This window comes from Micromonospora sp. NPDC047521, from assembly GCF_055587305.1.
On the sequence record NZ_JBVJGN010000003.1, the window covers coordinates 500124 to 512458 of the forward strand.

At 72.6% G+C, this 12335-nt stretch carries 10 protein-coding genes; all 10 read left to right on the forward strand.

Translation table 11 applies throughout. The features are described 5' to 3' along the window. The first annotated feature begins 13 nt into the window (after nucleotides 1-13). The 10 genes from ACZ6N8_RS09990 to ACZ6N8_RS10035 all read left to right on the forward strand — a co-directional run bounded on the left by ACZ6N8_RS09990 (nucleotide 14) and on the right by ACZ6N8_RS10035 (nucleotide 12328). Entirely contained in the window at nucleotides 14-1576 is a 1563-nt protein-coding gene (locus ACZ6N8_RS09990; protein ID WP_466008949.1) for a UDP-N-acetylmuramoyl-L-alanyl-D-glutamate--2,6-diaminopimelate ligase, read from the forward strand. Next, on the forward strand, nucleotides 1573-2970 hold the full coding sequence (locus ACZ6N8_RS09995; protein WP_466008951.1) for a UDP-N-acetylmuramoyl-tripeptide--D-alanyl-D-alanine ligase: 1398 nt from the start codon (nucleotides 1573-1575) through the stop codon (nucleotides 2968-2970). The genes ACZ6N8_RS09990 and ACZ6N8_RS09995 overlap by 4 nt, the downstream gene beginning before the upstream one ends. Beyond that, nucleotides 2967-4091, forward strand: a complete 1125-nt coding sequence (mraY, locus tag ACZ6N8_RS10000; protein ID WP_357989944.1) for a phospho-N-acetylmuramoyl-pentapeptide-transferase — start codon at nucleotides 2967-2969, stop codon at nucleotides 4089-4091. Before ACZ6N8_RS09995 ends, mraY begins: the two co-directional genes overlap by 4 nt. Nucleotides 4092-4315: 224 nt before the next feature. Continuing rightward, complete coding sequence (locus ACZ6N8_RS10005) at nucleotides 4316-5842, forward strand: FtsW/RodA/SpoVE family cell cycle protein (protein ID WP_466009176.1); 1527 nt, start codon at nucleotides 4316-4318, stop codon at nucleotides 5840-5842. Then, nucleotides 5842-6948 (forward strand): undecaprenyldiphospho-muramoylpentapeptide beta-N-acetylglucosaminyltransferase, encoded by a 1107-nt coding sequence (gene murG / locus ACZ6N8_RS10010; RefSeq protein ID WP_466008953.1) that lies wholly within the window; start codon nucleotides 5842-5844, stop codon nucleotides 6946-6948. Before ACZ6N8_RS10005 ends, murG begins: the two co-directional genes overlap by 1 nt. Further along, nucleotides 6945-8510, forward strand: a complete 1566-nt coding sequence (gene murC / locus ACZ6N8_RS10015; protein WP_466008954.1) for a UDP-N-acetylmuramate--L-alanine ligase — start codon at nucleotides 6945-6947, stop codon at nucleotides 8508-8510. The genes murG and murC overlap by 4 nt, the downstream gene beginning before the upstream one ends. Next, on the forward strand, nucleotides 8507-9325 hold the full coding sequence (locus tag ACZ6N8_RS10020) for a cell division protein FtsQ/DivIB (RefSeq protein WP_364362600.1): 819 nt from the start codon (nucleotides 8507-8509) through the stop codon (nucleotides 9323-9325). The genes murC and ACZ6N8_RS10020 overlap by 4 nt, the downstream gene beginning before the upstream one ends. 246 nt (nucleotides 9326-9571) lie before the next feature. Continuing rightward, nucleotides 9572-10687 carry a cell division protein FtsZ gene (gene ftsZ / locus ACZ6N8_RS10025; protein WP_139586065.1) on the forward strand — a complete coding sequence of 372 codons (1116 nt, stop codon included), beginning with the start codon at nucleotides 9572-9574 and terminating at the stop codon, nucleotides 10685-10687. A 9-nt stretch (nucleotides 10688-10696) separates the two neighbouring features. Then, the gene (locus tag ACZ6N8_RS10030; protein ID WP_466008956.1) at nucleotides 10697-11440 is read left to right on the forward strand and encodes a YggS family pyridoxal phosphate-dependent enzyme; all 744 of its coding nucleotides are present in this window, start codon (nucleotides 10697-10699) and stop codon (nucleotides 11438-11440) included. Between the two features lie 192 nt (nucleotides 11441-11632). Further along, nucleotides 11633-12328: a cell division protein SepF gene (locus ACZ6N8_RS10035; protein WP_466008958.1), complete on the forward strand. Its 696-nt coding sequence runs from the start codon at nucleotides 11633-11635 to the stop codon at nucleotides 12326-12328. The last annotated feature ends 7 nt before the right edge of the window (nucleotides 12329-12335 follow it).

Below are 12335 nucleotides of genomic sequence, written 5' to 3' on the forward strand. Positions count from 1 at the left end.
CACCGGGGCGGCTGTGCGGCCGGAACCGGACGACCGGGTAGGGTCTGACGCCGTGCCCGGCAATCCACGTCCACGTACCGTGACCGGAGTCCGGCTCGGTGATCTCGCCGTCCGGCTCGCCGTCGACCTTCCGGCGGACACCGCCGACGTGATCGTCACCGGGGCGACCCACGCCAGCCAGGAGGTCCATCCCGGCGACCTGTACGCGGCGCTGCCCGGCGCCCGCCGGCACGGCGCGGAGTTCGCTGCCGCCGCAGCCGAGGCCGGCGCGGTCGCGCTGCTGACCGACGCCGCGGGCGCGGAGCTGGCGGCGGGGACGGGCCTGCCCGCCCTGGTGGTGCCCGACCCGCGCGCGGTCCTCGGTGAGCTGGCCTCGGCCGTGTACGGCGACCCGACGGCGGGGCTGACAGTGATCGGGGTGACCGGCACGGCAGGCAAGACGTCCACCGCGTACCTCGTCGAGTCGGGGCTGCGGGCCGCGGGGCACACCACCGGGCTGATCGGCACCGTGGAGACCCGCCTCGGCGACCTGGTGATCGACAGTGTGCGGACCACGCCGGAGGCCACCGACCTGCACGCCATGCTGGCCACCGCCCGCGAGCGGGGGGTGACCGCAGTGGTCATGGAGGTCTCCAGTCACGCCCTGGCGATGGGCCGGGTGGGTGGTGTCCGGTTCGACGTGGGCGGCTACACCAACTTCGGCTCCGACCACCTGGACTTCCACGCCGACAGCGCCGACTACTTCGCCGCGAAGGCGCAGCTCTTCGACGGCCGGTGTGCCGTCGAGGTGCTCAACCACGACGATCCGGCGCTCAAGCCGCTGTACAAGCCGGCGACCGTCACCTACTCGGCGGCCGGCGACCCGTCCGCGACGTGGTGGGCCGACGGTGTCGGCGGCGAGGGGTACGCGCAGCGGTTCACCGCGCACGGCCCGGACGGCCTCGTCGTGCCCGCCGGGGTGGCGTTGCCGGGTCGGCACAACGTGGCGAACGCCCTGCTGGCCATCGCCACGCTCGTCGCCGCCGGGGTGGACCCGGCGACCGCCGCCGCCGGCGTGGCCGCCTGCGGCGGGGTGCCCGGCCGGTTGCAGCTGGTCGACGTCGCCGCGCCGGTGCGCGGAGTGGTCGACTACGCGCACAAGTCCGACGCCATCGTGGCCGCGCTTGCCGCGCTGCGGGAGCTGAGCGCCGGTCGGTTGATCTGTGTGATCGGCGCCGGTGGAGACCGGGACCGGGGCAAACGGCCGGTGATGGGCGCCGCCGCGGCGCAGGGGGCAGACGTGGTGCTGGTGACCGACGACAACCCGCGCACCGAGGACCCGGCGGAGATCCGCGCCGAGGTGCTCGCCGGGGCGTACCGGGCCGGCGCGGCCGCCCGGATCATCGAGGTGGCCGGTCGCCGGGCGGCGATCGACGAGGCGGTCCGGCTCGCCGAGCCGGGCGACGTCATCGCGCTGCTCGGCAAGGGCCACGAGCGTGGCCAGGAGGTGGCGGGCGAGGTGTTCCCCTTCGACGACAGCACGGAACTGGCCGACGCGTTGCGGGCCCGCTTCGGGGATCTGGCGGGTCAGCGGTGATCGCGCTGAGCCTGGCCGAGGTGGCCACCGCGGTCGACGGGCGGCTCGTCGCCGCCGATCCGGCAGCCACCGTCACCGGCAGCGTCGAGTTCGACTCGCGCAAGGTGGGAGCCGGGTCGCTCTTCGTGGCGTTCCCTGGTGAGAAGGTCGACGGGCACGACTACGCGCAGACGGCGATCCAGGCCGGCGCCGTGGCGGTGCTCGGCAGCCGTGAGGTGCCCGGCGTACCGATGGTGCTTGTCGACGACGCGCTGGCCGCCATGGGCCGGCTGGCCCGCGCGGCCGTGGACCGGCTGCCCGGGCTGACCGTGATCGGCGTGACCGGCTCGTCCGGCAAGACCACCACCAAGGACCTGATCGGCCAGCTCACCACCCGGCTCGGCGCTACCGTGGCGCCGCCCGGTTCGTTCAACAACGAGCTGGGGCACCCGTACACCGCGCTGCGGGCGGGACCGGACACCAGGTACCTGGTGATGGAGAAGGGCGCCCGGGGGATCGGGCACGTGCGTTACCTGTGCGAGCTGGTGCCGCCCCGGATCTCCGTGGTGCTCAACGTCGGCACGTCGCACATCGGCGAGTTCGGTTCGCAGGACGCCATCGCCCAGGCCAAGGGCGAACTGGTCGAGGCGCTGCCGCCGGACGGGCTGGCCGTGCTCAACGCCGACGACCCGCGGGTGGACGCGATGGCGGGCCGTACGCGCGCCCGGGTGGTCCGCTACGGCGAGGCGCCCGACGCGGACGTGCGGGCCGAGGACGTCACGCTCGACGAGCGGGGGCGCGCGTCGTACACCCTCGTCGTTCCGGAGGGCCGCGCGCCCGTCCGGCTCGGGGTGACCGGCCGGCACCAGGTCGGCAACACCCTCGCGGCGGCGGCTGTGGCGCGCGAGCTGGGCATGCCGCTGGCCGAGCTGGCCCCCGCCCTGGGCGAGCTGAAGCTGGTCTCCACCCGGCGGATGGACGTCTTCGACCGTCCCGACGGGGTGACCGTGATCGACGACTCGTACAACGCGAACCCGGCCTCCATGGCGGTGGCGCTGCGGGCGCTGGCAAGCATCGGCCGGGGCCGGCGTACCGTCGCGGTGCTGGGTTACATGGCCGAGCTGGGCCCGTTCGAGTCCGACGGCCACGCGCAGACCGGCCGTCTCGCGGCTGAGCTGGGCGTGGACCGGCTGCTCGTGGTGGGCGAGCTGGCGGCGCCGATCCACGAGGGCGCCACATCAGTAGGTGACTGGGGAGGAGAGTCGGTGCTGCTCACCGATCAGGCGGCGGCCGTCGAGGTGCTGCGGGGCGATCTACGACCGGGCGATGTCGTCCTGGTCAAGGGCTCCCGCTACCGGACCTGGGAGGTGGCCGACGCCCTGCGCGCCGACGCCGGTGGGGAGTCCACCCGATGAGGGCGGTCATCGTCGCCATCGGGGTGGCCTTCCTGGTCTCGCTGTTCTGCACCCCGATCGCCATCAAGGTGTTCACCCGGCTCAAGGCCGGCCAGCCGATCCGGTCCGACGGCCCCGCCATGCACCAGGGCAAGAAGGGCACGCCCACGATGGGCGGCGTGGTCTTCATCCTGGCCACGGTGATCGCGTACGTGGCCGGGCACCTGGCGCTGACCACCCTGCCGGATCTGCAGATCGCCCAGGTGGAGCCGACCATCACCGCGCTGGTGCTGCTGGGGCTCATGGTGTTCTCCGGCGCGGTGGGCTTCCTCGACGACTTCCTCAAGGTGCGCAAGCGCAACAGCGCCGGTCTGAACAAGCGCGGCAAGCTGCTCGGTCAGATCCTGGTCGGCGCGGTCTTCGGCGTGGTCGCGCTGTACTTCCCGAGCACGATGACCGACGCGACGGGCGCGAAGACCAACACCGAGACGGTGGGCAGCACGACGCTGAGCTTCATCAGGGACATCGACGCCCTGGAGGTCAGCAAGATCGGCGCGGTGATCATCTTCATCTTCGTGGTGATGGCCGCGACGAACGGCGTCAACCTCACCGACGGTCTGGACGGTCTGGCGACCGGCGCCTCGGTGATGGTGCTCGCCGCGTACGCGCTCATCGCGTTCTGGCAGTACCGGCACTGGTGCGCCGACCCTAGCTACACCCAGGACTACTGCTACGCGGTGCGCGACCCGTTGGAGATCGCGCTGATCGCCGGTGCGGCGGCCGGGGCCTGTGTGGGCTTCCTGTGGTGGAACACCTCGCCGGCGCGGATCTTCATGGGTGACACGGGAGCGCTGGGGCTGGGCGGCCTGATCGCCGGCATGGCGATGTCGACCCGCACCATCCTGCTGCTGCCGATCATCGGCGGGCTCTTCGTGATCATCACGATGTCCGTGGTGATCCAGATCATCTCCTTCAAGACCACAGGCAAACGGGTGTTCCGGATGTCGCCGCTCCAGCACCACTTCGAGTTGGCCGGCTGGAGCGAGGTCAACATCGTGGTCCGCTTCTGGATCATCGCCGGCATCGGCGTGGCCATCGCCCTGGGCCTGTTCTACAGCGAGTTCCTCGCCAACATGACCTGACCGACTCCAGGCCGGCGATGTGGGGGTGTCCGACGTCCGGACGCCCCCATTCGGCGGTCTGGAGCGGATCATCAGCGAGCCAGACGTGAGCCCGACACGCCCGGTGCGCCGTTGTGGGCCTGACGGGCGCGCCGAGCGGTGATGATGTGCGGGTGGGGGAGGAACCAGGCACCGAGGACAGGACAGCCGGTCGGCCGCGACGGTCACCGGGCCCGACGCGCACCGTGGAGGCCGCAGCGCCACCCGACGACGCGCGGGGCCCGGAGCCGGGTGTGGCACCACGCGGGCCGGAGGGCGTCGCGCCGGCACCGCTACGCGGGCTCGACGCGGCCGGCGGTCTGGCGGCCTTGCGGGGCCTGCTGGACCGGCCGCTCGCCTCCTACTACCTACTGCTGTCCAGCGCCGGTCTGCTGCTGCTCATCGGGTTGACAATGGTCTTCTCGGCGACAAGCGTGAAGGACTACGCCGAGGACGGCAACGCATCGGCCTCGCTGACCAAGCAGGCCATCTTCGCGGTGATCGGCATCGGGGCGTTCTGGGTCTGCCAGCGGCTGCCCGCCAGCACCTACCGGTCCCTGGGCCGGCCGCTGCTGTTCACCGCGGTGGCGCTGCTGCTGGTGCTCAACCTGCTGGTGGCCTACGGCCGGCTCACCGGCCAGCGGTCGGTCGGGTTCGGGCCGATCGAGGCGCGGCTGAACTGGCTGTTCATCGGCGGGACCCAGGTGCAGCCGTCCGAGCTCGCCAAATTCGCGCTGGTCCTGTGGGGCGCGCACGTGATCGCCCGCAAGGGCGCCGCGCTGGGCTGGTGGCGGGAGCTGGCCACGCCGCTCTTCCCGATGGTCGGCCTGCTCTTCGTGCTTGTCGGCTACAACGACACCGGCACGATGCTCTGCCTGCTGGCCCTGGTGGTCGGCCTGCTCTGGGCCGCCGGGGTGCGGATGCGGGTCTTCGGGGCACTGACCGTTGTCGGTCTGCTCGGCGTCGGCCTGCTCATCGCGGTCGCCTCGCTCGGCGCCGGCTCCGGCGAGCGCGGCGCGGACAACTACCGGCTGGCCCGGCTGACCGCGTTCATCAACCCGCCCGACCCGCAGGAGTGCAAGCTCGACGGCTGCCTCCAGCTCTACCAGGGCCGGCTGGCCATCGAGCACGGTGGCTGGTTCGGCGTCGGACTGGGCAAGGGCAGCGTCAAGTGGGACTGGCTGCCCGAGGCGCACAACGACTTCATCTTCGCGATCATCGCCGAGGAGCTGGGCGTCATCGGCTGCGCCGTGGTGCTCGCCCTGTTCGCCGTGCTCGCGTACACCGGGCTGCGGATCGCCCGGCGGGTGGACGACCCGTTCCGGCGGCTCGCCGCCGCCGCTGTCACCACCTGGCTGGTCAGCCAGGCCGTGATCAACATTGGTGGGGTGGTCGGGCTGCTGCCGATCACCGGCCTGCCGCTGCCGTTCATCTCCGACGGCGGAAGTGCCCTGGTCGTGACGCTGGCCGCGATCGGGATGCTGGCATCCTTCGCCCGCGCCGAACCCGATGCGGCCAGAGCCCTGCATGCCCGTCCGCCGGCCCGGTGGGTCCGACTACTCTGGGCCCCGTTACCGCCGCTTCCCGGCCGGCGTCGCCGCCCGGCGACACCGCCCGCGGCCCGAGGGCCCGTGCCCCGGTCGCGGGAGCGGCGGAAGGACGACCAGGCCGCACCGCGCGGCGTCCGGCAGGGCCGGGCCCGCGGGGGTACGGCGAGCGAGAGGAGACGCTGATGGGTCCGCTGCGTTCGGTGGTGCTCGCGGGAGGTGGCACCGGGGGGCACATCTACCCGCTGCTCGCCTTCGCCGACTGCCTGCGCCGACACGACCCCGGCGTCCGGATCACCTGCCTCGGCACACCCAAGGGCATGGAGAACGAGCTGATCCCGCCGCACGGCTACGACCTGCGGCAGATCCCGGCGTACCAGCTGCCCCGGTCGGTGAACATGAACCTGGTGCGTACCCCGGGCCGGATGTGGACCGCGGCCCGCGCCGCCGGCAAGGTGATCGACGAGGTGCGCGCCGACGCGGTGGTCGGCTTCGGCGGGTACGTCTCGGTGCCGGCGTACCTGGCCGCGTGGCGTCGGGAGATGCCCATGGTGATCCACGAGGTGAACGTGCCGCCGGGTGTGGCCAACCGCCTCGGCATGAAGTTCACCAAGAACATCGCCGTCGGTTTCCCGCACCAGCCGAGCCAGGCCGAGTCGCTGCGCGACGCCACAGTCGTCGGGGTTCCGCTGCGCCGCAGCATCGCCACGCTCGACAGGTACGCGCTGCGCAACGCCGCCCGCGCCCACCTCGGGCTCCGCCCCGACCTGCCTGTGCTCTTCGTCGCCGGCGGCTCGTCGGGCGCCCGCTCGATCAACCTGGCGGTCTCCGGCGCGGCCAAGGAACTGGCCCGCAACGGCGTGCAGGTGCTGCACGTGATGGGTGCCCGCAACGAGCCGGTGCCGATCCCCACCGACCTGCCGGTGCCGTACGTGACGCTTCCCTACCTGTCCGAGATGGAGCTGGGCTACGCCGCCGCCGATCTGATGCTGGCCCGGGGCGGGGCGATGACGGTCGCCGAGGTGGCCGCGATCGGCCTGCCCACGATCTACGTGCCGTACCCGCACAGCAACCAGGAGCAGAAGCGCAACGCGCTGCCCGTGGTGGAGGCCGGCGGCGGGGTGCTCGTCGACGACGCCGAACTCACTCCGGACTGGCTGGAGCGCACGGTCATCCCGCTGATCCGCGACCCGCAGCGGCTGTACGCGATGGGCGCGGCGGCCGCCGCGTACGGGCGGCGTGACGGTGACGAGGCGCTGCGGTCCTTCGTGCTCGCGGCGGTGGCCCGATGACCGCGCAGTTCACCCCGGCCGGCACGCTGACCGCCGAGGACCTGGGCGCCGTCCACCTGATCGGCGTGGGCGGGGTGGGCATGCTCGGCGTGGCCCGACTGCTGCTCACCCGGGGCATCCGGGTCTCCGGCAGCGACCTGCGCGAGTGGCCCTCGCTTGCGGGTCTGCGGGCGCTCGGCGGCACCATCTATCTCAGCCACGAGGCGACGAACCTCGACGGTGTGGACACAGTGGTCTACTCGTCGGCCATCCCGCAGGACCACCTGGAACTGGTCGAGGCGCGTCGGCGTGGCCTGCGGGTGCTGCACCGCTCGGAGGCGCTCGCGGCGGCGATGACCGGCCGCCGGGCGATAGCTGTCGCCGGCACCCACGGCAAGACCACCACCACCTCGATGGTGACGATGGTGCTCCAGCAGGCCGGTGTGGACCCGTCCTTCGTGATCGGCGGGGAGATCTCCGAGGTCGGCTCGGGCGCCCACCACGGCACCGGCGAGTACTTCGTGGTCGAGGCGGACGAGAGCGACCGCTCGTTCCTCATCTACCGCCCGTTCGTGTCGATCATCACGAACGTCGAGGCGGACCACCTGAACACCTACGGCGACTACGCGACGCTGGAGGCCGCGTTCGTCGAGTTCGCCCGCCTCACCGACCCGGAGGGGTTCATCATCACCTGCGCCGACGACCCGGGTGGTCGCCGGCTGGCCGAGACGCTTCGCGCCGAGGGCCGGCGGGTCCACACGTACGGCGAGGCGGCCGACGCCGACCTGCGGCTGAGCGAGATCTCCTCCTCGTCGCGCGGGGTGCGCTACCTGGCCGCGATCGACGGTCGGTCGCTCGGCGAGTTCCGGCTGCCGGTGCCCGGGCGGCACATGGGCCTCAACAGCGCGTCGGCGGTGCTCGCCGCGTACCTGCTGGATCTGCCGCTGGGGGCGGCGGAGGCCGCGCTGGCGGTGTTCCCGGGCGTGCGGCGGCGCTTCGAGCGCAAGGGCGTCGCGGACGGCGTGCTGGTCTACGACGAGTACGCGTACCACCCGACCTCGATGACGCTGGCGTTGCAGACGCTGCGCGAGGTGGCCGGGGACGGGCGGCTGATCGTCGTCTTCCAGCCGTACCGGCTCTACCGCACGCGCGACAACCAGGCGGAGATCGCCGAGGCGTTGGCCATCGCCGACGAGGTGGTGCTGCTGGAGGTCTTCGGGCCGGGTGAGCTGCGCCAGCCCGGTGAGGGCTCGGCCGCGCTGATCGAGGCGGTGGCGCTGCCCGCCGAGCGGAAGGTCTTCGTGGACTCGTGGGAGGCGGCGCCTGTCGAGGTGGTCCGTCGGGCCCGCCCCGGGGACGTGGTGGTGACCATGGGCGCCCCGCCGATCTCGCTGATGGGTGACGAACTGCTGGCCGGCCTGCTGGCCCGTACCGCCGGTGCCGCGCCGACCGCGACTGTCGACCCGGTGGCGACGACCCCGGCCGTCGGCGAGCCGGTGGCAGGTGGCGCCACGGCCGGTGGCGACGGTGCGGCCCTGGGTGGCACCGCCGCTCCGGACGGCGCGGCGCCCACGGCCGGATGAGCCCCGGCCCGGCCCGAGGACGGACCAGCGCCGCCGAGGGCGGCGCGCCGCGCCGTGGACCGGTGCGGCGGTGGCAGCTCGTGCGGGCGGGCAGCGACGCGGTGCCGCCGTCGACCCGCCGGTTCATGGCGCGTGCCCGGCAGCGCCGGATGCGCGCCGCGCTGCCGTGGGCGGTGGCCGCCGGGGTGCTGGCGGTGGCCGGGCTTGTCGCGTGGACGGTGCTGGGCACCGGCCTGTTCGGCGTCCGCGAGGTGCGGGTGGAGGGTGCCGCCCTGGTCACCCCGGTGCAGGTACGCGACGCGGTCGGGGTGGCCGACGGGGTGCCGCTGGCCCGGGTGGACCTGGCCGCCGCCGCCCGCCGGGTCGGCGAACTGGCGCCTGTGGAGCGGGCGACGGTCTCCCGGGACTGGCCGGGCGCGCTCGTGGTCCGGGTGACCGAACGGACGCCGGTGGCGGCGGTGCCCCAGGGGGAGGCGTTCACGCTCATCGACCGTGGCGGGGTGGCGTTCCGGACGGTGGCCCGCCGGCCCGCCGGGCTGCCGCTGGTCAAGGTGGCGCGGCCGGCCGGCGACGACCCGGACACCCGCGCCGCGCTGGAGGTGCTCGTCGCGTTGACCCCGCAGCTGCGCGCCGAGCTGGTGGACGTGACGGTGGAGGGGCTGGCCCGGATCAGTCTGCGGCTGCGCGGGGACCGGACGGTGGTCTGGGGAGACGCGACACGGGGTACGGACAAGGCGCGGGTGGCCACGGCGCTGCTCGGTGAGGAGACCGACCGGATCGACGTGAGCGCGCCGGACGTGGTGACCTTCCGCTGACCGGGGAGGTGCGCCGGACGTGACGAGTCGCGCTCCGGCCGGCGACACGCCGGTCGGGTCCTTGGCTCATCGCGCGGCGGCGCTTACGTTGCCCCGAAGAGGTTCAGTGGTTGACATAACTGTAAGCCTCTAGTAGAGGGTGAGGGTTCACCTCTGATCCTCGCTGGTGACAGCTGTCGTCGGCCGCTGGTCTGGCCACGCCGTACCCGGTCGGCCGAAGCCAATCTCGAATGGAAAGGACCGGAGATGACACCTCCGCACAACTACCTGGCGGTCATCAAGGTCGTCGGCATCGGGGGTGGCGGCGTCAACGCCGTCAACCGGATGATCGAGGTTGGGCTCAAGGGCGTCGAGTTCATCGCGATCAACACCGATGCCCAGGCGCTGCTGATGAGTGACGCCGACGTCAAGCTCGACGTCGGCCGTGAACTGACCCGTGGACTCGGTGCGGGCGCCAACCCGGACGTGGGCAAGAACGCCGCCGAGGACCACCGCGACGAGATCGAGGAGGTGCTCAAGGGCGCCGACATGGTCTTCGTGACCTGCGGTGAGGGCGGCGGCACCGGCACCGGCGGCGCGCCTGTGGTGGCGAACATCGCCCGTAAGCTCGGTGCGCTGACCATCGGCGTGGTGACCCGGCCGTTCTCCTTCGAGGGCAAGCGCCGCCAGGTGCAGGCCGAGTCGGGGATAGACGAACTGCGCAACCAGTGCGACACCCTGATCGTCATTCCGAACGACCGGCTGCTGGCGCTGGGCGACCGCAACATCAGCATGATGGACGCGTTCCGCACCGCCGACCAGGTGCTGCTCTCCGGTGTGCAGGGCATCACCGACCTGATCACGACCCCGGGTCTGATCAACCTGGACTTCGCCGACGTCAAGAGCGTGATGAGCGGCGCCGGCAGCGCGTTGATGGGCATCGGCAGCGCCCGCGGCGAGAACCGCGCGGTCGAGGCGGCCGAGGCGGCCATCTCCAGCCCGCTTCTGGAGCAGAGCATGGACGGCGCGCGCGGCGTGCTGCTCTCCATCGCCGGCGGTTCCGACCTGGGCCTGTTCGAGATCAACGACGCGGCGCAGCTGGTCACCGACGCGGCCCACCCGGACGCCAACATTATCTTCGGTGCGGTGATCGACGACGCGCTCGGCGACGAGGTGCGGGTGACTGTCATCGCGGCGGGTTTCGACGGCGGCACGCCCGCGTACAAGGCGGCCGAGCCGGCGCGCAAGACGAACACGAACCAGCCGGCGCCGCAGAGTGCCCCGGTCACGCCGCCGGCCACCATGCCGGCGCCGACCCAGTCGCCGCGTCGGGTGCTCTTCGACGACGTGGACGTGCCCGACTTTCTCAAGAACGGGTCCTGAGCCCCGCCGATGACCGACAGCTCAGCCACGGTACGACCGGACCGGCGCGCCGAACTCGCGGCCGGCCTGGCCCACGTCCGGGAGCGGATCGCCGGCGCCTGCGCCGACGCCGGCCGGGACGTCGCCGAGGTCACGATGATCGCGGTGACCAAGACCTACCCGGCCGGCGACGTGCTGGCGCTGGCCGGGCTCGGGGTGACCGACGTGGGGGAGAACCGCGACCAGGAGGCCGCCGGCAAGGCCGCCGAGGTGGCCGCGGCCGGGGTCGACCCGCGGTGGCACTTCATCGGCCAGTTGCAGCGCAACAAGGCCCGCTCGGTGGTCCGCTACGCCGACGTGGTGCACTCCGTGGACAGTGTCCGGCTGGCCCGGGCGCTGGCCACTGCTGCCGCGGACCGGGAGCGCCCGTTGGAGGCCCTGGTGCAGGTCAGCATCGACGGCGACCCGGCGCGGGGTGGGGCGCTGCCCGGTTCGGCCGATCCGGGCGGTGGCCTGGAGCCGGTGGCCGAGGCGGTGGCCGCCGCGCCGTCGTTGCGGCTCGCCGGTCTGATGGCTGTGGCGCCGCTGGGGTGGCCTCCGGAACGGGCCTTCGAGCGGCTGGCCGAGGTGGCCGAGGCGTTCCGGAGAGTCCATCCGGGAGCGAGCGCGCTGTCCGCGGGAATGAGCGGCGACCTGGAAATCGCGATCCGATACGGCGCGACACATGTCCGCGTCGGTAGCGCGTTGCTCGGAATGCGCCCCACGCTGCGGTAGCCTGACCGCGAGACAAGCAAATTACATCAGTGTTGTTTCAGGAACGGCGTCTCCTTGTCGGGGGGGTCGTGGCATGCGACGCGAATCGCGTGCCGGGGGATTGCCGTTCCGGTCCGATGGGCATGGTTGTCCACTCGCGACGGGCGACATGGCACGGGGGCGCGTGCCGCACGGCGGACGGAAGGGCGCGGGATGGGTGCACTGCGCAAGGCGGGGGTCTGGCTCGGTCTGGTCGAGGAAGACGACGAGCGGGCCTACGACGACGGTGGCTACGACAAGGGTGGCTACCGCGACTCGCGGTACCGGCAGAGCCGGTACGCCGAGGAGTTCGCCGACGAGGACGAGGACGACACCGAGGAGCCGCCGGCTCCCCGGCCGCGGGTCAGCGAGCGGGGTCGGCTCTCCGAGCGGTCGAACGGGCGCGTCAGCGAGTCCGACCGTGGTGACGGTGAGCGTCCGGAGCGGGTCGAGCGGTCGAGTGTCCGGTCGATCACCCGGTCGTCGGCCGGCGAGACGTCCGGCGCGCTGACCTACCACACCCGGGACAACCTGGCCCTTGCGCCGCAGGCCACGACGCGTGAGCGCGCGGTGGTGCAGGAGGAGGAGCAGCGCTACCAGATCACCACGCTGCACCCGACCACCTACCGCGAGGCGCGCACCATCGGTGAGCATTTCCGCGACGGGGTCCCGGTGATCATCAACCTCACCGAGATGGACGAGGCCGACGCCCGCCGTCTGGTGGACTTCGCCGCCGGGCTGGCGTTCGGGCTGCGCGGTACGATCGAGCGCGTGACCAATCGGGTGTTCCTGCTCTCACCGGCCAATGTCCAGGTCACCGCTGAGGACAAGGCCAAGATCGCTGAGGGCGGTTTTTTCAGTCTGAGTTGATCCCGCC